This window comes from Paenibacillus azoreducens (assembly GCF_021654775.1).
GTDB classification, from domain to species: domain Bacteria; phylum Bacillota; class Bacilli; order Paenibacillales; family Paenibacillaceae; genus Paenibacillus_AQ; species Paenibacillus_AQ azoreducens.
In genome coordinates, this window is sequence record NZ_AP025343.1 from 4,978,687 (window position 1) to 4,998,615 (window position 19,929).

General features: G+C 49.0%; 24 protein-coding genes. All 24 read right to left on the minus strand.

Going from position 1 to position 19,929, the window contains the following annotated elements:
• Positions 1-9: 9 nt before the first annotated feature.
• Positions 10-1,134: a flagellar biosynthesis protein FlhB gene (gene flhB / locus L6442_RS21910; protein ID WP_194230498.1), complete on the minus strand. Its 1,125-nt coding sequence runs from the start codon at positions 1,132-1,134 to the stop codon at positions 10-12.
• A 78-nt stretch (positions 1,135-1,212) separates the two neighbouring features.
• Positions 1,213-2,001: a flagellar biosynthetic protein FliR gene (fliR, locus tag L6442_RS21915; protein WP_194230499.1), complete on the minus strand. Its 789-nt coding sequence runs from the start codon at positions 1,999-2,001 to the stop codon at positions 1,213-1,215.
• A 13-nt stretch (positions 2,002-2,014) separates the two neighbouring features.
• Positions 2,015-2,284 (minus strand): flagellar biosynthesis protein FliQ, encoded by a 270-nt coding sequence (gene fliQ, locus L6442_RS21920; protein WP_194230500.1) that lies wholly within the window; start codon positions 2,282-2,284, stop codon positions 2,015-2,017.
• A gap of 28 nt (positions 2,285-2,312) precedes the next feature.
• Positions 2,313-3,065: a flagellar type III secretion system pore protein FliP gene (fliP, locus tag L6442_RS21925; RefSeq protein ID WP_194230501.1), complete on the minus strand. Its 753-nt coding sequence runs from the start codon at positions 3,063-3,065 to the stop codon at positions 2,313-2,315.
• Positions 3,062-3,598, minus strand: coding sequence for a flagellar biosynthetic protein FliO (locus L6442_RS21930; protein ID WP_212980581.1), 537 nt, complete (start codon positions 3,596-3,598; stop codon positions 3,062-3,064). The genes fliP and L6442_RS21930 overlap by 4 nt, the downstream gene beginning before the upstream one ends.
• A 6-nt stretch (positions 3,599-3,604) precedes the next feature.
• Entirely contained in the window at positions 3,605-3,970 is a 366-nt protein-coding gene (locus tag L6442_RS21935) for a response regulator (RefSeq protein ID WP_194230503.1), read from the minus strand.
• Between the two features lie 27 nt (positions 3,971-3,997).
• Positions 3,998-5,248, minus strand: coding sequence for a flagellar motor switch phosphatase FliY (gene fliY, locus L6442_RS21940; protein WP_212980580.1), 1,251 nt, complete (start codon positions 5,246-5,248; stop codon positions 3,998-4,000).
• Positions 5,238-6,236, minus strand: coding sequence for a flagellar motor switch protein FliM (gene fliM, locus L6442_RS21945; RefSeq protein WP_212980579.1), 999 nt, complete (start codon positions 6,234-6,236; stop codon positions 5,238-5,240). The genes fliY and fliM overlap by 11 nt, the downstream gene beginning before the upstream one ends.
• Positions 6,237-6,298: 62 nt before the next feature.
• Entirely contained in the window at positions 6,299-6,766 is a 468-nt protein-coding gene (locus L6442_RS21950; protein ID WP_194230506.1) for a flagellar basal body-associated FliL family protein, read from the minus strand.
• Positions 6,763-6,987: a flagellar FlbD family protein gene (locus L6442_RS21955; RefSeq protein ID WP_194230507.1), complete on the minus strand. Its 225-nt coding sequence runs from the start codon at positions 6,985-6,987 to the stop codon at positions 6,763-6,765. The genes L6442_RS21950 and L6442_RS21955 overlap by 4 nt, the downstream gene beginning before the upstream one ends.
• A gap of 60 nt (positions 6,988-7,047) precedes the next feature.
• A complete protein-coding gene (gene flgG, locus L6442_RS21960) occupies positions 7,048-7,866 on the minus strand; it encodes a flagellar basal body rod protein FlgG (RefSeq protein ID WP_212980578.1) in 819 nt (272 codons plus the stop codon).
• A gap of 80 nt (positions 7,867-7,946) precedes the next feature.
• Positions 7,947-8,333: a TIGR02530 family flagellar biosynthesis protein gene (locus L6442_RS21965; protein ID WP_212980577.1), complete on the minus strand. Its 387-nt coding sequence runs from the start codon at positions 8,331-8,333 to the stop codon at positions 7,947-7,949.
• On the minus strand, positions 8,330-8,974 hold the full coding sequence (locus L6442_RS21970; protein ID WP_212980576.1) for a flagellar hook capping FlgD N-terminal domain-containing protein: 645 nt from the start codon (positions 8,972-8,974) through the stop codon (positions 8,330-8,332). The genes L6442_RS21965 and L6442_RS21970 overlap by 4 nt, the downstream gene beginning before the upstream one ends.
• A 20-nt stretch (positions 8,975-8,994) precedes the next feature.
• Positions 8,995-10,437: a flagellar hook-length control protein FliK gene (locus L6442_RS21975; RefSeq protein ID WP_212980575.1), complete on the minus strand. Its 1,443-nt coding sequence runs from the start codon at positions 10,435-10,437 to the stop codon at positions 8,995-8,997.
• A gap of 61 nt (positions 10,438-10,498) precedes the next feature.
• Positions 10,499-11,431 carry a MotE family protein gene (locus tag L6442_RS21980; RefSeq protein WP_237100038.1) on the minus strand — a complete coding sequence of 311 codons (933 nt, stop codon included), beginning with the start codon at positions 11,429-11,431 and terminating at the stop codon, positions 10,499-10,501.
• Positions 11,432-11,581: 150 nt separating this feature from the next.
• The gene (fliJ, locus tag L6442_RS21985; RefSeq protein ID WP_194230512.1) at positions 11,582-12,025 is read right to left on the minus strand and encodes a flagellar export protein FliJ; all 444 of its coding nucleotides are present in this window, start codon (positions 12,023-12,025) and stop codon (positions 11,582-11,584) included.
• Between the two features lie 9 nt (positions 12,026-12,034).
• On the minus strand, positions 12,035-13,354 hold the full coding sequence (gene fliI, locus L6442_RS21990) for a flagellar protein export ATPase FliI (RefSeq protein WP_194230513.1): 1,320 nt from the start codon (positions 13,352-13,354) through the stop codon (positions 12,035-12,037).
• Positions 13,341-14,189, minus strand: coding sequence for a FliH/SctL family protein (locus L6442_RS21995; protein ID WP_212980574.1), 849 nt, complete (start codon positions 14,187-14,189; stop codon positions 13,341-13,343). The genes fliI and L6442_RS21995 overlap by 14 nt, the downstream gene beginning before the upstream one ends.
• Positions 14,182-15,198: a flagellar motor switch protein FliG gene (gene fliG, locus L6442_RS22000; protein ID WP_194230515.1), complete on the minus strand. Its 1,017-nt coding sequence runs from the start codon at positions 15,196-15,198 to the stop codon at positions 14,182-14,184. The genes L6442_RS21995 and fliG overlap by 8 nt, the downstream gene beginning before the upstream one ends.
• Before the next feature lie 11 nt (positions 15,199-15,209).
• Entirely contained in the window at positions 15,210-16,787 is a 1,578-nt protein-coding gene (fliF, locus tag L6442_RS22005) for a flagellar basal-body MS-ring/collar protein FliF (protein WP_212980573.1), read from the minus strand.
• Between the two features lie 38 nt (positions 16,788-16,825).
• Positions 16,826-17,137, minus strand: a complete 312-nt coding sequence (fliE, locus tag L6442_RS22010) for a flagellar hook-basal body complex protein FliE (protein ID WP_194230517.1) — start codon at positions 17,135-17,137, stop codon at positions 16,826-16,828.
• 36 nt (positions 17,138-17,173) lie between these two features.
• Positions 17,174-17,566 (minus strand): flagellar basal body rod protein FlgC, encoded by a 393-nt coding sequence (gene flgC / locus L6442_RS22015; RefSeq protein WP_373871848.1) that lies wholly within the window; start codon positions 17,564-17,566, stop codon positions 17,174-17,176.
• A 66-nt stretch (positions 17,567-17,632) separates the two neighbouring features.
• Positions 17,633-18,040, minus strand: coding sequence for a flagellar basal body rod protein FlgB (gene flgB, locus L6442_RS22020; protein ID WP_194230519.1), 408 nt, complete (start codon positions 18,038-18,040; stop codon positions 17,633-17,635).
• Between the two features lie 470 nt (positions 18,041-18,510).
• The gene (hslU, locus tag L6442_RS22025) at positions 18,511-19,914 is read right to left on the minus strand and encodes an ATP-dependent protease ATPase subunit HslU (RefSeq protein WP_194230520.1); all 1,404 of its coding nucleotides are present in this window, start codon (positions 19,912-19,914) and stop codon (positions 18,511-18,513) included.
• Positions 19,915-19,929: the final 15 nt, after the last annotated feature.

Genomic DNA, 19,929 nt, shown 5'->3' on the forward strand with positions numbered 1-19,929 from the left:
GATCCCCATTTATTTAACTTTGCCTTTTAATTTATACACATATGCCAATACTTCAGCCACAGCCTGGAACAAATCGGCGGGAATGGAATCCCCGATCTCCGCTCTTTGAAACAGGGCTCGGGCGAGAGGTTTATTTTCCATTGTTATAACGCCGTTTTCTTTGGCAATTTCCTTAATGCGCAGAGCTACAAAGTCCTGCCCCTTGGCGACAACCTCCGGAGCCTCCATCTCGGAGCCTTCGTATTTGAGGGCAACGGCAAAGTGCGTCGGGTTGGTGATAACCACATCCGCTTTTGGCACTTCCTGCATCATCCGCTGCATCGCCATTCTGCGCTGGCGTTCCCTGATCTTTCCTTTGATCAGCGGATCGCCTTCCATTTTTTTGTATTCATCCTTGATGTCCTGCTTAGACATCCGAATGCTTTTCTCAAATTCATACCGCTGATATAAATAGTCCAAAATCGCCATGGCAAACAACGCCGCCCCGATTTTCAGCCCCAGATTTAACGACAGTTTCGCGACGAAATGAAAGGTTTTCTCGACATTCATTTCCGAAAGCTTGCCAATCTCCGGCAGGGCGCCTTTCAAGGTCTGAAAGACCAGCAGCCCAATGACTGTAATTTTAAAAAGGGACTTCAAAAATTCCACCAAAGATCTGGCCGAAAAAATGTTCTTGAAACCTTTGATCGGATTCAATTTGCTGAATTTCGGTTTCAGCGTTTCCCCCGAAAGCATGAATCCCACCTGTGCCACGTTGGCAACCAGCGCAATCACGATTGTGGTCACGAACAGCGGCGCGAGCAATATCAATATTTGAATGACGTATTGCATCGCCATGCTCATGACGTTCCCGATTGAAACGCCGGTGTTGAGACGGTTTATGAATACATCCTTAAAGAGCCCGACCAAACGTTCTTTGATAAACCCGCCAAACATCAGCAGGCTTAAAAAGGAAGCAAGCAGCACCACTGCGCCCGACAGTTCCTGGCTTTTGGCAACCTGCCCCTTTTTCCGGGTATCCTGCCGCTTTTTTGGTGTCGCTTTTTCCGTCTTTTCTCCGGCAAACAACTGCAAGTCCAGCGGATATCTGTAAGCCACTCCTGTCGTTCCCCCATCCTCACTCCCTGGCTTCATTCAACTCAAGCGTTTTGAAAAAACGCACTTCGGAAGCATAGGCTCCGGTGCTGAAAACCGACCTTTTGAACACGTACTTTAAGTCGGCCTGTGGCCCAAGATCCCCAGCAGATTTTGCATCGATTCGAACATAATGTTAAACAAGTCGCCGAATATGTAGGAAAAGCTGGGCACGACTAGCAGCAGCACAACCAAGCCAACAATCACTTTAAGCGGCATCCCGATCACAAACACGTTAAATTGCGGAGCCGTACGGGCCAAGAAGCCCAGACCGATATCTGTAAGGAATAACGCGGCAACGATCGGCGCCGACATTTGAAAAGCCAGTACGAAAGATTGGCCGAATGTTTTGATTAAAAATTCCGAAATGCTTCCATTGTATAGCTTCATGAAAAAATCATTCGATAACGGCACCCAGTCGTAACTTCGGATAATGCCGTCAAGCAAGTAATGATGCCCGTTCATGGTAAGAAAAAGCAGCACGGCAAACATATACTTGAAATTGCCCAGAACCGGTGCTGATGTGCCTGTCATCGGGTCGATGACGTTGGCGATGCCAAACCCGATCTGAATGTCGATAAAGGCGCCGGCCGTCTGAATGACCATAAACAGCAGGTAAGCCACAAACCCGAGGATTAAACCGATCAATATTTCACGGATAATCAAAAGGATATAGTTCATATCAGCCGGAAGCTCATGGTGGACGCCATAGGTCAAAAAAACAAGGACGGATAGAAAAAAGGTCATGCCAATTTTAAAAATATTCGGTACCCCTTTTGAAGACAGCACAGGTGCGACAACAAAAAAAGAGGTAATTCGACAAAAAATAAGCAGAAATACCGGCAAGCTTTCCAGCAGCATATTCATAGACCGCTACCGCCTACCCGATATATTTATAGAGATTGTCGAAAATGTTATACGTAAAATCCACCAGCGTCGTTAATATCCAAGGACCAAACAGCAGGATCGCCAGCAGTACCGCCACGATTTTAGGAATGAACGCGAGGGTCTGTTCTTGAATCTGGGTCGTTGCCTGAAAAATACTGACAATCAGACCGACGATCAGACCAAGCAGCAGCATCGGCGCGCTTACCTTAAGTACGGTATACACCGCCTGTCCCGCAAGCCCGATAATAAAATCAGAATTCATGGCCGGCCTCCTTCGCCTTTTTCATCCATCAGGTATTAAAACTCATCAGCAGCGACTTGACGACCAGATACCATCCATCAACAAGCACGAACAGCAATATTTTGAACGGCAGTGATATCATGACCGGAGGAAGCATCATCATCCCCATGGCCATAAGCGTACTCGCAACAACGATATCAATGATCAAAAATGGTATGAATATCATAAAGCCCATTTGAAACGCCGTTTTCAGCTCGCTGATCGCAAAAGCCGGAACCATGACAGTCAACGGAATGTCTTTATAGGTTTTGGGCTTTTCCGTCTTCGTATATTTCATAAATAACAGCAGATCTTTTTCCCTTGTTTGTGAAAACATAAACTTTTTCATCGGCTCCGCCGCTTTGTCGAGCGCTTGTGATTGGGTGATTTCCCCCTTCAGGTAAGGCTGCAGGGCAACATCATTGATCGATGAAAACGTTGGTGCCATCACAAACAGCGTCAGAAACAGAGCCAATCCTACCAGCACTTGATTGGGCGGCATTTGCTGCGTTCCAAGCGATGTTCTCACAAATCCCAGAACGACCACGATCCGGGTGAAGCTTGTCATCAGCACCAGCAGCGCCGGCGCGATGCTGATGACAGTTACCAGAAGTATAATGGATAATGAGCTGGTGCTCGGTTTACCTCCTGAATCGCCCACCTTGATATCAATGTTGGGAATGGGATCAGCAAAAGCCGCCGTTATTGCAAGCAAACTGATAACCGATAAAACGATGCAAGCTAGCAAAACCTTCTTTTTCATGGATCCCTCAACCGATCTGTAGTATTGTCCTCACGGAGAAGCTCCTCCATCTTTTCCTTGCGGGTAGACATTTTCCGCAGCTTCTCGTCAAAGACTTCGTGAAAAGATGACGTGTCCTCCAGCTCAATTTCCGAAGACAGCGTCCCTGATTTGCGGAACCGGGAAGCCAGCTTTTCGAACAAGGGCGGCATAGCGCCCGATTTCCCGCTTGTTTCCTGCTCAAAAGCTTCCTTGATCAGCTTGACTTCTTCCGGATCCGTGATCTTGTCCACCAGACGAATATCTTCGCCGGCGCCAACCAGATATAAACTGCTGCCGATCTCAATCACATGAAGGGATTTGTTCGGACCGAGCCCAATGGTACCCAAGGTCCGAACGGCGCGACTGGTAAACCAAACTTTGTTTTTTTTGCCCAGAAAGCGGATTAAAAGAATGATCAGTGCAACGATGACCGCCAATACGACAATGACGTATATCAGGCTGAGCGTGTAGTTTCCCGGGCTTTCGGGCATCTCCAAATTGGCGCTAAGCATGGAACCCTATATGCCAAGCGTTTTGTTAATCGCTTCGATAACACGATCTGTTTGGAACGGCTTCACGATAAAATCCTTCGCTCCGGCTTGAATGGCATCGATAACCATCGCCTGTTGGCCCATAGCGGAGCACATGATCACTTTCGCGCTTGGATCCAGCTTCTTGATCTCTTTCAAAGCGGCAATCCCGTCCATTTCGGGCATGGTGATATCCATTGTGATCAGATCCGGGCGAAGCTCTTTAAATTTCTCGATTGCTTGGGCTCCATCCTGAGCCTCACCTACGACTTCAAATCCATTTTTCGACAAAATGTCACGGATCATCATTCTCATAAATGCAGCATCATCCACGATAAGAATACGGTTAGCCATTGATTAAAAATCCTCCCTAAATTTTGCTTATTGTAATTTTTGTATTCGGTCCCATTGGCTGAGGATGTCTGTGACACGCACACCAAAGTTCTCATCAATAACGACAACCTCGCCTTTGGCGATCAGCTTGTTGTTCACAAGAATGTCCACCGGCTCGCCGGCAAGCTTGTCCAGTTCAATAATGGAACCTTGGGACATTTCCAAGATATCCTTAATCTGCTTTTGGGTCCTTCCTAATTCTACGGTGACTTTAAGAGGAATGTCCATTAATAAGTTCAAATTGTTTTGATCGACCGACCCAAGCGCTCCCGATTGCAGATTGGAAAACTGCACAGGCTGCACGTTCACGTTCCGGTTATGCTGTGCCCCGTAATGCTGCGGCATGCCGTAAGGCGGCATTGGCATATTCGGATCATAACCAGACATTGCGGCTGGAACTCCCTGTCCCGGCACGCCGTATCCCCCTGGGTATGCAGGAGGCTGCTGACCGGCTCCCGGCTGCTCTGGCATTGGCTGCGGCGTCGCCTGTGCTGCCGGACTTTTAGGAGCTTCCACGGCAGCCGCCGTCTCCTCGATGATCTGCTCTATAGGTTCAGTGCCGTTAATCAGCATGTTGACCATATCTTTGGCGAACTGGATCGGCAGCAGCTGCATGATCGTCGAATCGATTAGATCTCCGATGGTCAGCCTGAAGGAAATCTTAATCAAGGTCTGATCCGCCGGAAGGCTGCTAACTCCATCGCCGCTCGCCACATCCAAAATGTCGATTCCCGGAGGCGATATGTTCACGAACCGGTTGAAGATCGTCGACATGGACGTTGCAGACGAACCCATCATTTGGTTCATCGCTTCTTGTACGGCGCTGATATGTATATCATTCAGTTCCTGATCGCCAGGATTGCCTTCGCCGCCAAGCATCAAATCGGCAATAACCTGAGCATCACGCGTTTTGATGACAAGCGAATTAATCCCTTCGAATCCATCCACGTATGTCACATGAATTGCAACATGCGGCTTGGGAAATTCGGATTCAAATTGCTCCCGCGTAATGATGGACACTTTCGGTGTCGTAATTTCAACTTTCTTGCCCAGCAAGGTTGAAAGAGCCGTCGCGGCGCTGCCGAAGGTTATGTTCCCGATTTCCCCCAACGCATCCTGCTCCAGCGGCGTCAAATAATCATTAACCGTTACGGCGCCTCCGCCTCCGGAATGATCCGATTCGGACTGTTTAAGCAATGCGTCTATTTCTTCCTGTGACAAATACTCGTTATTCGTCAAATTCCTCAACCCCTTCACTGACAATCTCGTCAATTTGAACGGCTACCCGGTCCTTGAGCGTGCCCGGACTTCCAATGAATTTCAGGCGGTCTCCCACCTTGATCGACAAGCCGCCTTCCACCTCTTTATTGAGGCTGATGACGTCACCAACGCTCAAGCCCAAAAATTCGGAAACCGTAATATGGGAGGATCCAAGCTCGGCGATGATATTCAATTTGGCTTGGCTGATCCGGTGCTTCAGCGACTCCGCCTCTTCAGGCAGGCTGGATTTTTTCTCCGATATAAACCACTGGTGCGCCGACAGCTTCGACATGATCGGCTCGAGCACCACATGCGGAATACAAAGATTGATCATTCCTGTCGTGTCGCCGATTTTCGTGCTTAGCGATATCAACGCGATCGTTTCATTCGGGGAAACGATTTGCATAAACTGCGGATTCGTTTCCATCGCTTCCATCCGCGGAGAGATATCCAACACCGTTTTCCATGCCTCTGCAAGACTATCGAAAGCGCGGCTGAAAATGCGCTCCATGATGGTTGTCTCAATCTCTGTGAGCGTATTGATTTTCGTAGGCGCATTGCCTATCCCGCCCAGCAGGCGATCCAGCATGGCATACGCCACGTTCGGATGGACTTCAAGCACCATCCTCCCTTTTAAAGGCTCGGCTTCAAATATGTTCAAAATCGTCATTTTTGGAATGGAACGGATAAATTCGTCATACGGAAGCTGCTCCACCTGAACCACGCTGATTTGCACGAAAGTCCGGAGCTGTGCCGAAAAATAAGTCGTTAAATAACGGGCAAAATTTTCGTGAATACGCGTCAGGCTGCGGATATGATCCTTGGAAAAACGCACCGCCCGCTTAAAATCATAGGAACGGACCTTCTTCTGCGTTTCCTCCTTTTTCAGTTCCTCCGCATCCATCTCGCCGGATGAAAGCGCGGCAAGAAGCGCATCAATCTCATTTTGCGATAATACATCAACCAATCATCTCACCCCCTAAAAGGATTGTCTTGGGTTCTCTTCGGCATGTTAGGGAGAATCCTTTCTTAGATCGGCACGACCAGATAATCTGTGATTTCGATCTGATTTAATTTCCCTTGAGTCAGTGTCTTATTGATCAGATTGATCAATTTTGCGCTCAATTGGTCCTTGCCCCCTGAACCTTTCAGTTCTTCCGGCTTGGTATCGTTAAGCGTTTTGATAATAATCGGCTTGATCTTGAACTCTTTAATCTTCTCGAATTCTTCTTTGGATTTCTTATCGTTCAATTGGAACGCAAAATTCATCGATGCGACATAATCCTGATCTGCAAGATTGGTCTTGATACTCGTAATTTCAGATGTCATTTCCACAAGTTCATCCGCTGAATATCTTCTTACCTCGATCGCCTGGGCCGCGGAGTTTGGATTATTATTCGCTTTTCCAAGCAGCTGGGGTGTCAGCAGAACTACTGCAACTACGATCAGTGTGATAGCCAGAAGTATGGTTATGAGCCAAGGCAGCATTTTCTTCATGAGTTTTCCTCCATTTGTTGCACTTTTATTGTGGCATTATGTATGCCTATTTCCTGATTGTATTGCTTCACCAAGGCGATGACCTCAGCTGCTTTTTCCAAAACAATCATGCGTTTGCCCGTGACCAATGTAATATATGTGTCTGGCGTTTCTTCCACTGTTTCGATAAGCAGAGCGTTCAGCCATAATGGTGAGCCGTTTAATCGGGTAACAGAAATCATAGCAGACCTCCTATGGAAATTCGGGAGAGGCGGGTTGCCCCTCCCGCTTCAATCAATCAATTACCGCTTCAGATTCACGACCTCCTGAAGCACTTCGTCAGAGGTTGTGATGATGCGCGAGTTGGCTTGGAATCCGCGCTGGGCTACGATCATTTCCGTAAACTCCCCTGTCAGGTCGACGTTGGACATCTCGAGCTGGCCAGCGATGATTGCGCCGGTGCCAGCTTCCGCGTTGTTCGCCGTTGTCGGATCAAGTGTACCGTCCGGATTGGCATTGACGGTCATGCGGTACAGATTGCCTCCGATTTTCTCAAGGCCTTCCGGATTTACGACCTTGCCGATCCCAATCTTTATTTGCTGGTCTGTTTCTCCATCACCTTGCTTCTGTATAATGGTACCATCCTGGGCAATGGAGAATGCTACTGTTTCATCCCCTAACTTGATAGCGTCGCCATTGGAATCGCATACGAGAAAACCATCTGATGTTACAAGATTTTTCTCGGCGTCAACATGAAAATCACCTGCACGAGTTAAAAACGGTTCCTCTTGATCCCCAGTCATCTTGACCAGAAAAAAGCCGTCTCCGTCAATCCGCAGATCTGTCTGCTGGTTCGTTACCATGGCGCTGCCGCCAAGATGAATGGTATCAATCGAACCGATTGAGACGCCCAGACCGATTTGCTTGGCGTTAACCCCGCCCTGGTCGGTGTCATTCGGCGCAGTCACGCCGGCAACTGTTTGGCTCATCACGTCTTTAAACATCACGCGTCCGGATTTAAAGCCGACGGTATTCACGTTGGCGATGTTGTTGCCGATTACGTCCAGCTTCGTTTGAAAACCGCGCATACCCGAAACGCCTGAATACATGGATCTCAACATTGAATAATTCCTCCTCTATTGGTGTCAGGCCGCCTCTGTCGGTCAGCGGCCCACTGGCTTTCCTAATCGGGCCGGCCAGGTCAAGAAATGACAACCGCGCTGTCAATTTGAGTAAACACGTTATCCTTCATCGAATTCCCGTCCATCGCGGTAACGACGGTCCGGTTAGCCACATTTACAATGAGCGCCATATCCTTCATCAGGATCAGCGACTCTTTGCTTCCTTTGGCAGCTGCCTTGTCTACCGCGTTTTGAATCTGGAGGAGTTCGTCTCCTTTTAACTCGATTCCTCTTTGTTCCAGGCGTTTTGCCGCATGATTGCTGAATTTGAGCAGCTCATTCTGGAAAATTCGGTCAAACGAGTCCGTTCGGTTCTCCTGCTGCGAAATCTTATGAGCAGATGCATTCTGCGCCGCAGGATATATTTTGCCAGGATACAGCTGCCCGATGGTCAATCGTTCGTTCATGCCGATTCACCGCTTCCGGAGCCATTTGCATCCTGCGATCCTGCAGGTGAACCCGGTTGCGGTGCCGCCTGGCTCGGATTTCCCTCAGCAGGCGTTTCCGCAGGCGATTCACCATCTTTCGGCGGAACCTCATCCTTCGGAGGAACTCCATCCTTAGGTGGAACCCCATCCTTCGGCGGGATTTCGCCTTCTTTAGGCACATCCTTGATTTCGATTATTTTGGTCAGCGGTATCGCAAGCGAACCAACGGTTGCGTACTGAACGCCGTCTTTAACCAAAATCGAAGTGACGATCCCTGATTTCATTTCGCCGCTGCCCTTCTCGCCTTTCTCCGGATTGCCATTATCCAGCCAGGAAATCTCTTTCCCGATGAGTCCGGATACATTGCCCAGGGACTGGTTCATCGCCGTCAACTGGCCCGAAATGTTCATGAGCTGTTCAACCGAAGAAAACTGGGCCATCTGCGCGATAAATTCCTTGTCTTCCAGCGGCTGCATCGGGTCCTGGTTTTTCAGCTGCGTAATCAAAATTTTCAGGAACTGGTCTTTGCCCAGCGTCTGTTGTTTGGCACTCGCTTTGGCTACGTTTGAGGCCGAATAGTTAGGCCAAACATTACTGGTAGATATGTTGTTCGACGCCATCTTTTGTCACCTCCGCCTGCCTAGGCTTTTGCTGTAAACGTATTTCCGCCATCGGTCTGCTCCTGCTCGGCGAGCCACTCCTTCAGCTCTTCCCCAAGTTCGGCCACCTTTAGCGCATCATCTGTAGGCGCATCTTTTTCTTTGGAACGGCGATTGGATTGCTGCTGTCCCGAACCAGGCTGGCGTCCGTCGTGGTACATCTGCGACTGCGGCGACGGATTTTGGGTTACCACGAGCTTTTCCACCTGCACTCCCTGCGTCTGCAGCGAGGAGCGGAGCTGGCTCATTTGCTGTTCCAGGAGATCTCTTGTCGCGGCATGCTCAGTCGTAAACTGTGCTACAAGCTGTCCATTTTGCATCGTCAGTTTGATATCCACTTGACCCAAACGTTCCGGATACAGCGTAATTCTGGCTTCCGAAACCCCATGCTGCTTAACGAACTCCAGCTTGTTTACGACAAAACCGCTCATTTCCTGGGAAAACTTTTCGACAGGCACTGGAGCTTGTGTTGGCGCCATTTTGGCCGAACCGTTAATGCCTTGCCTCAAAACCAATTGTCCCGCTGTAACGGTATTTTGCGAATCGAACAGATCGTTTGCATGCTCTTGGTTGTCAGCCGCCGTTGCCTGTTCTTGGCCTGAAGACATTTCTCCTTTGAGCCATGAGTTCAGCGCCTGGTCGGAACCTCCGCTTTTAGTCAATACCGCCGGTACCGTTTGTATCTTCGCTCCGTTTGAATCCTGCGGCTGCCGCATCAAATTCAGAAGCTTGTCCAAATCCTTCGTATCGATTTGAGCTGCTGCAGATCCGGCTGCATGATTAGGGACGGAAGCGGCATTCGTTTGTGCCGAAGTTTGCTTAGGCTGTACAGGCAGCGCTTCGGTCATAATGTCCTGAAACGACTGAATCAGCTGGGCGGCCTGCATTTGAACCTGACTGTTTCCTTGCGGCTCTTTCAGCATGGAAGCCAACTGCGCCAGTCCGTCCTGTACGACAAAGCGGATTGTGGCCGGGTTTTCGGCCAGAGGACCTGTCCATGCATGTTCATCAGCGGCCAGAGTCCCGTCGTCAACCGGATTCGCCTGGTTTAGCAAAATTTGAATTTGACCAAGCCAGCCCTGAAGCGCCGCAAGCAGTTCGGGATCGGCTGCAATCGCCTCGTCCAGCTTGTCCGGCTCTGCTACCAAGCTTTGCAGTAAATCGGCAATGTTTTGTCCATCGGCATTCTCATCTTCTCCGGCCGCATTCGCCCCGGCGAGTTTCAGCAGGCCTTCGAGCAGCGTGCCTGCACCAATGAAAGCTGTTCCATTTGGCTGCGTTGCTTCTCCTGCCATCATTTGCGTTAATGACTGGTTGAATGCTCCAGCCGCTTCGCTTGCTCCGGCTGCTTGCTTGCTCCCTGCCGCGGATGTATTACCGCTTTGCATGTTTCCGCTAGCAATGTTTTGGAATATAAGACTCATTTTTTTCACCTCCTTTCATACGAAAATCGGCTATAAGTGGTTGAACGCCACTATAAATACATTATTTGTTCATGAGCTTATTCAAAATGACAGCCGCGGTTTTGGCATCCTTCTTGCTCATGGCGTCAAGGATGCCGGAGCGGGTCGAATCGGTTACGTCGTTCAGGATTTTCAGCACTTTATCGGGCGAAATTTTATAAGTCGACAGCAGCAGGGCGGCTGCGCTATCTGCCGGCATGCTTGCAAATGTTTGACTGATCTGCGACTTATCCAATCCGGATGACGTCCCGCTTTTCCCATCCGCCGCATCCTTATGAACTCTTGACTGCAAAGCCGCTACGGCCAAATCGCTTGAGGAAACGGCATCCTTCAGCTTCATGGTCACGTCCGCGGCAATTTTCGGATCCATTTTTGCCAAAATGGCCGTTCGATTGTCGTTTTTCATTGCGCTAAGCAGCTGAACCATTTCTTCCGTCGTCAAGTTTTGCATGATGGGCGCCGCTTTGCTCGGACTCATGTTCGCGTACATTTTGGCCAAGTCCTTGATCTGCTTATCATAAGGATCCGCTTCCTGCGCCCCTGCTCCTTGTCCGGCGGCTTCCGTTTGCGAGTTCTGAATGGAATCAATCTGCTCCTGCATATTTTTCAGCTTCTGATCCTGCTCGGTTTTCGCTTGCTTGGCTTGTTCCAAATCCTTATCCTTGGCAGCCAGTTGGTTCTTTAGCTCTTTAATCGTCGCTTCCGCGCTCTTAACCTGGTCTTTTGTATCATCAAGTTTCTTTTTCGCGGGATCCTTGGTGGGTTCAGGAACCCAGTTTTTGACGATCGGTATTTTTTGGGCAAAACCCAGCACATCGTTCCGGATATTTACATTAAAGAGGGTGAGAAGCACCCCGATCAGCACGATCGTAAAAATGATCGGAATCATAAAAAACAGAAACCTCTCAAATCTCCCTGCAGACTCCTGGTCTATCTCAAAATCTTTATCTGCCACAATCAATCCACCCCCGAGGCAACAGCTTGCTTTTGATCCCGTTCATTCAGGCGCGATCAAAAAAAATGATAGAACATTCGATTTGCCGAAAGTAGCCGTAATAACGGACATTTCCCGTCCAAATCTGATTCGCTATTTTTTTGATCGCGCCTATCTCGCTCTCATGGCGAACCTTACTGTTGCCATTTCATCCAGTTCATTCTGTTCCTTCAGGAGCATGCTTTGCTGAAAGGAACTTTTCGCTTTATCCCTGGCTTTCAGCCAGACTTTCTCATCCAGCATTTTATGGGAAAGCTGCGTCTTCTTCATTTGCACATTGACATCGGCTTTTTTTACATCGGAATGTTTCTTTTCGATGCATTGCTCCAGATGCTGCACATACATTTGAAATTCCTGGATTTTCGCAACCGGCGCTTTCCGTTCGGCGGCCTCCTGCAGTTGGTTCACCATTCGTTCCTTGTTTTCAAGCAGCTCGCCAAGAGATTTTTTCTCTTCTTGCAACCTGCCGATAGCGCTCGACAGCATCCATTCAGCCTGTGTTTTTTCATTGCCTTTCAAATCCACGATTTTCTGGAACGCATACTGAAATCTCATGCCTTATGGTCATCTCCTTGAAAATTCGGAAATCAAACGCTCCTGCACCTGCGTAAGCGTTACCTTCTCATCCACCCTTTGCTTGGTGAAATCCCAGATGTCCTGGATGTAATCAATGGCCTCATCGATTTGCTCATTGGAACCTTTCTGATAGGCCCCGATGTTGATTAAATCTTCCGAGTCCTTATAAACTGACATCAGTCGTTTCAAATTATCGGCTGCTTCGGTCTGTTCCTGCGGCGCGATATCTTTCATCACCCGGCTGATGCTCGCAAGAACATCAATCGCCGGAAAATGCCCTTTATTTGCGATGTTGCGGTTAAGAACGATATGACCATCCAAAATCCCCCGCACCGCATCGGCAATCGGCTCATTCATGTCATCGCCATCAACCAGCACGGTATAAAAGGCCGTGATTGAGCCGCTTGGTCCGGTTCCCGCACGCTCCAGCAGCTTCGGCAAACTGGCGAAAACGGAAGGGGTGTACCCTCTCATCGCGGGAGGTTCGCCGATCGCGAGGCCGACTTCGCGCTGCGCCATGGCGTAGCGTGTGACGGAATCCATCATCAGCATGACGTTCATTCCCCTGTCGCGGAAGTATTCCGCGATGGTCGTGGCAATGAGCGCCCCTTTGATTCTCACCAGTGCCGGCTGATCCGAGGTTGCGACGACAACCACCGATCGCTGCAGTCCTTCCGGACCAAGATCCCTTTCAATAAAATCGAGTACTTCACGGCCCCGTTCTCCGATCAGGGCAATGACATTGACATCGGCAGACGTATTCCGGGCAATCATGCCCATCAGCGTACTTTTGCCGACGCCCGAACCTGCGAATATACCAACCCGCTGCCCCTTGCCGATGGTGAGCAGACCGTCAATGGCCCTCACGCCGATGCTGATCGGCTCTATTACTCGCGGCCGATTCAGCGGGTTAGCCGGCTCATTGTAAGTAGAACTGTAAGGCATCCGCGTAGGAATCAGCGAGCCGTCCAGCGGTTGTCCAAGGCCGTCCAGCACTTTGCCCAGCAGCTCGGAACCGACCTGAACGCTAAGCGGCTTGCCGGTTCCCACGACGTCGCAACCCGGGCCGATCGAATGCAGCTCGCCAAGCGGCATCAGCAGCACCTTGTTGTCCCGGAAGCCGACGACCTCCGCCTGCAAAGGTTTTGCGCTTTTCGTCGGATAAATGTAGCAGACATCGCCTACGCTTGCGTCCGGTCCTTCGGATTCCACCATCAGCCCGATGACCTGGGTTACTTTCCCGTTGACTCGCACCGGGTCTAAATTCCGCAGATGCTCCATGTATCGGTGACTGCTAAGCATCTTCATCCTGGTTTTTCCGCTCCTCATCATCCAATGCGATCCGGATAAGCTCTTTTTTGATTTCGGTCAGCTGCGTATCGATTCTCGCATCCACGCTGCCAAACGACGAGCGTATGACGCAGCCTCGGTCAAGAACCGTCGAATCAGGCAAAATTTGCAGCTCGGCTTGGGAATCGATCGAAGCTGCAAGCTCCTCCCTTGCCGCTTGCACAAAAGCAAAATGTCTCGGCGCGACGCATAACGTAATGACTCCCTGTTCCCGTTTGCGCGACAGGTTGTTTTTGATCAAATCGATGACGTAACCTTCTTCCATCGTCAGCTGTTTATCGATGACTTTCTCGGCAATCGCGCAGCTGAGATCAACCAAAAACGGTTCGGCCTCCTGAATGATCTGATCCTTCATTAAATAAGCCTGTTTCAAAACGGTTTGGGCCTCGTCCATCATCCTGGCGATGTGCTCCTGCAAATCCGCAAGCGCCTTCTCTGTCCCTTCACGGTATCCCGAATCATACCCTTCGGCCTTGATCGCTTCGATCAGATGTTCGTCCTGCTGCCTGCGCTCCTGCCACCAGCCGTCGATTTGCTCACTTGCCTCCGCCAGCATCCGTTCCGCCTCTTCCGAAGCTTCGCGCAGCTGGCGTTCCGCGAATTCACGCGCATCATCGAGCATTTCTTTGCTTAACCGTTTGGATTCTTCATCCGCCTGGATTTCTTTTATTTCTTCCGTTACTTGCCCCTCCGGATCTGCCGTTTCCTCCGGCGAAACATAGCGCTGTCCCAAGTCCAGCTTTCTCAACACTTCGACAGGAACATATTGAGTGGATTTAATCAAATTAGACAATGATGTCATCCCCTCCACCGCGAGCTATGATAATCTCACCGGCCTCTTCCAATCTCCGGATTGTGCCTACGATGCGGGTCTGCGCCTCTTCTACATCACGCAGCCGCACCGGGCCCATGTACTCCATTTCTTCCTTGAAGGTTTCGGACATGCGTTTGGACATGTTGCGGAAAATAACGTCTCGAACCTCCTCGCTTGCCACTTTGAGGGCCAATTGAAGATCGGCATTTTCCACGTCCCGGATAATCCGCTGAATCGAACGGTTGTCCACATTGACGATATCTTCGAATACAAACATCCGTTTTTTGATTTCTTCAGCCAGCTCCGGATCCTGAATCTCCAGCGAATCGAGAATCGTACGTTCCGTACCGCGGTCGACCCCGTTCAGAATTTGAACGATGGATTCGATGCCGCCCGCATTCGTATAGTCCTGCGTTACCGTCGCAGACAGCTTCTGCTCCAATACCTTTTCGACTTGCGAAATGACTTCAGGCGACGTGCTGTCCATGACGGCGATTCTCCTTGCCACATCCGCCTGCTTCTCTTGAGGCAGGGATGACAGAATGGCGGCCGCCTGTTCAAATTGCAGATAAGAAAGCACCAGAGCAATCGTTTGGGCATTTTCGTTTTGGATAAAGTTCAAAATCTGGTTCGGGTCCGCTTTGCGCGCAAAGTCGAACGGTCTTACCTGCAGCGTTGCGGTTAGGCGATTGATGACCTCGATCGCTTTTTGCGAACCAAGCGCTTTCTCCAATATTTCCTTGGCATAATTGATACCGCCTTGCGATATATATTCCTGCGCCAAGCAAATCTGATGAAACTCGGAGAGGATCTGGTCCTTTTCCTCGCTGTCCACTTTGCGGACATTAGCTATTTCAAGAGTCAACTGCTCTATTTCTTCATCTCTCAAATGTTTGAATATTTGAGCCGAAACTTCCGGCCCCAGGGTGATGAGCAGGATCGCCGCTTTTTGCCGCCCGCTCAACCCCTGGCTGTTTGGTTTAGCCAATGAATTCACCTCTATTCGTCAGCGAGCCATGTACGCAGCAGATTGACAAATTCCTCCGGCTTCTTCTTCGCCAGAGTTTCGAGCTGTTTACGTACCTGACTTTCGTTTGTCACGCTTTCCAAATTAATGGATGGAAACTCTGTAGGAGCCGGCAGCGGAAGATCGTCTTCTTCCATTTCTTCGTTTTGTTTGCGACGGCGGAAGATCAGGAAAGCTCCTCCGGCAAGCAAAGCAAGCGCGGCGAGACCGATGCCCCACAGAACACCTTTGGAAAGATTCAAACCATTTGATTTGGTATCTTCTTGACCAAACGGTTGAGAATATACCGAAACTTTTTTAGCCAGATCTGCGTCTGTATATGTAGAACCGGAATCCGCAAGCGATGCCCTCACAATATTCACCAAAATATTATGAATGGCGTCCTGGGTCTGTTGGTCTACCGTTTTTTGACCCGCCGGCGGTTCAACAGCCACGTTTATGGTTAAATCTTTAACAGTGTAAGGGCTGGATACGATATCTTTCGTAATCCGGTTTACTTCATAATTGATCGTTTTGGACAAGTCTTCGGAGGTCACATCTCCAGAAGACGATGCTCCCGGGTAGCCAGGCACCTGAGTTTGTCCGGTTCCTGCCACACCGCTGTCGGGACTGCTTTTGCCCGAATAGTTTTTCGAAATTTCCTGCACGCTGATTTCAATGCCTTTCATATTTTCGGCATCTACCGGCGTCACGAGATTTTCTTTGCTCTGAACTTTGTCGAAATTCAGTTTGGAAACGACAAGCACATCCACTTTATTAGGTCCCATGAACTGGCTCAAAAACTGCTTGACGTTTTGCCGTACTTCATTTTCGAATTTCTTTTGCAGCGCAAAGTTCTCTTCCACGGAACTTCTTAATGTTCCCTGGCCGCCACGCGAGGATGGCAAGAGTTCCGTGTCGCCTTCCATCATCGTGATGTTTTCAATCGGCAGGTTTGGCACTGCGGTTTTGACGAGATTGAAATACCCATCGACTGTCGCCTGGTTTGGATGATATCCGGGTTTAAAGGTTAGTACCACGGAAGCATTACCTTTTTCCTGGTCATCCGCTCCGGCAAATACGCTTTCTTTCGGAAGCGTCACAAGCACTTTCGCATTCGAAATACCGTTCATTTGCTGGAGAAGTTGTTCAACCTCGCCATTCAACGCGTTGTTGTATTTCACGTTGAATTCGCTGTCGGTCGTTCCGATGGACGAAGAATTGTCGAATGCGCGAAACCCGATCGAGCCGTTCTGGATAATCCCCTGGGAACCAACGTCCACTTTAACGCGCGACGCCCGGGTACTTGGTACAGAGATCGTTTTTCCATCAGAACCCAGCTTGTACGGAATGTTGTTCGTATCCAGATAATTCATGATGCCTGCAGAGTCGCTTGCATTCAAATCCTTGAACGCGACCTCGTATTCCGTTTTGGAAAGCTGCATGGTCAGCACCACAATAGCGATAATGATTAAAACCAGAGTTGAGATAAATATTGTTTTTTGTTTTTTGCTGAACTGATTCCAATATTGGACGATCTTGTCCTTATATTGGGCGATTCTTTCATTCACAACGTCACCCACCCTACCCGAATCTTAGCAATTTACGGTTATATTTGCGTACGCATGATTTCCTGATAGGCCTCGATGACCTTATTGCGGACCTGAGCCGTAAGTTGCAAGCTCAGCAGTGCCTTTTGCGTGGAAATCATAACTTGGTCAACATCCACTTGTCCGAGCATGAATTTATTGCTCATCTCTTTGGACGCCTGTTCCTGAGCGGCAACCTGGTTGATCGCATCCGCCAGATACGAACCAAACTTGCTAAATGATTCGGCCGGTGTCGCCGTGGTGTTTTGGCTGCTCTCTTGCAGCTTCAACGGTTGTACGTTTTGAGTGGAAAACATGGTGTTTTGAATCATCAATGTCCCTCCCTATTTTGTCGTCTGCCAAAAACGCTATCGGCCGATTTCCAGCGCCTTCATAACCATTGCTTTCGAAGCATTTAACGCGGTCACGTTAGCGTTGTACGAATGTGAAGCCGAAATGAGATCAACCATTTCCTTGGTCATGTCGACATTTGGCATATATACATACCCTTCAGCATCCGCATCAGGATGACTCGGATTGTACACCGGTTTAAAAGGTGCCGAATCCTCCTGAATTGCCGTTACTTTTACCCCTCGTGCCGAACTATTCCCCTTATCCATCTGTGCTTGGAGCATATTCGCAAAATTCGACTCATTCGGCGAAAAAACGACCATCTTCCGGCGGTAAGGGACTGCCTGTCCATTTACCACGGATGCTCTCGTCGTTTCGGCATTGGCTATATTAGAAGAAATTACGTCCATCCGGAGGCGCTGCGCCGTCAGTCCGGAGGCGCTGATGCCAAAGCTGCTGTTCAAATTCACTTATTCCTATCTCCCTTCTACCGCTACGCGCATCATTTTGATTTGTTCGTTGATTTGCTGGATGTAAGAATTGTATTGAATTTGGTTCGCTGCCAGATTGGCCATTTCTCTGTCGACATCGACATTGTTAAGGTTGTTGTTCATCACCGTCGATTGATCCACAGTGACTACAGGCTCAGGAACCGAGCTGGTAGGACCTATGACAAAATGCCGGGGATCGGTTACTTTCCCCCGCAACCGGGGCATGGTTCCATTTAATTCCTGCTGCAGCAGGCTTTCAAACGACACGTCAGATCGTTTAAAGTAAGGAGTGTCTTCATTTGCAATGTTGTTGGAAATGACGTTCTGTCTGATGTTTGCCGCTTGCAGGCCAGCCTCCATAAGTCGAAAGCTTGGGCTGTTCAACAAATCCACTTTGCTCCCCCTCCTCCATATTTTGTATCATATTTTTTCCAACCTTTTCCTTTAAAATCTTGATTTTCGACAAAAGCATACAGAAATAATTAAGATTTTTAGGACTTAAGTAGAAAAATTTACTAACTTGTCGTATATCCTAAGTTTCTTAGAGATTGGGATATATTACAATAAGAAAAAAGCCCTATCTTTTGTTCAAAAGGAGGGCTTTTTTCTTAATTTGTATTAAGATATTTCTAATTCTGCTCCTGATAAGGGATTAGAGGTTCATATGAACCTCCCGCATCGGCACTTTTCGTCAAAACCGAACCGAAAAAGTCCCGGTTTTTCAGATTTGCGAAAGGAAATTTGACGAAAAATACAAGTAAAATGTCAAAAATAATACGAATTTACCGGATTTAAATTAAAAAAAACCGATCGGAGTCAGCCTTACGGGCTGCCCGACCGGGTCAGGTATAATTTATCGGTATTTATAAAATATATTGGCTCAAATCGCGATCCTGGGCGATTCCGGCCAGCTTCTCGCGCACATATTCCGGGGTGATCGTCATCTGCTCCAAAGTCAGCTCAGGAGCCTCGAAAGACAGGTCTTCCAGCAGCTTTTCCAAGATGGTGTGCAGTCTGCGCGCTCCGATGTTTTCCATGTTTTCATTTACTGTAGCGGCAATTTTCGCGATTTCGCGGATGGCATCAGGCGCAAAGTTAATCTCTATGTTTTCGGTTTTCAACAGGTCTTTATATTGCTTGGTAATCGCATTTTTCGGTTCTGTCAGGATCGAAACGAAATCATCGAGCGAAAGACTGTTCAATTCGACACGAATCGGGAAACGACCCTGCAGCTCCGGAATCAAATCCGAAGGTTTGGCAATATGAAACGCCCCGGCTGCAATAAACAGGATGAAATCGGTCTTCACAGGCCCGTATTTGGTCATGACGGTCGACCCTTCGACAATCGGCAGGATATCCCTTTGCACCCCTTCTCTGGATACATCGGGGCCCGTTCCTTTGCCCTGGCTGGCGACTTTGTCGATCTCATCGATAAAAATAATGCCGGATTGCTCAGCGCGGTAGACCGATTCAGCGATCACATCATCCATGTCGATCAATTTATTAGCTTCCTCTTGCGTCAGCACTTTGCGGGCTTCCTTGATCGAAAGCTTGCGTTTCTTGGTCCGTTTCGGCAGCAGGCTGCCGAACATTTCCTGCATGTTCATGCCCATCTGGTCATTGCCTTGGCCAGCGAGCATATCCATCATGGTTGGCGACGTATCTTCCACATCGATTTCGATCAGATCATCCTCCATGCTGCCGGAAAGAAGCTTGAATTTTACTTGGCGGCGGCGTTCCGCAACCGTTCCATCCAGCTCCTTATCATCCTCTTGCTCCTGAGCGTCGCCGTTGGCGCCGCCGAATATCATCTCAAACGGATTGCGTTGATTTTTATTTTTCCCGCCGCGCGGCACGAGAATTTTCACGATGCGTTCATTGGCAAGCTCTTCCGCACGGTCCTTTACCTTCTCCGTACGTTCGGCTTTGACCATGCGGATGGAAGTCTCAATCAGATCGCGCACCATAGATTCCACATCGCGGCCGACGTAGCCGACTTCCGTGAATTTTGTCGCCTCGATTTTGACGAACGGCGCATTTACCAGCTTAGCCAAACGTCTGGCGATCTCCGTTTTACCTACGCCGGTAGGACCGATCATCAGAATATTTTTGGGAACGATTTCGTCACGGTCTTCGTCAGGAAGAAGGTTTCGGCGGTAGCGGTTGCGAAGGGCTACAGCTACCGATTTTTTGGCTTGTTTCTGCCCGACGATATATTTATCCAATTCGGCAACAATCTGTCTTGGTGTCATGTTCTGATTTACCATATTCATCCCCCTATC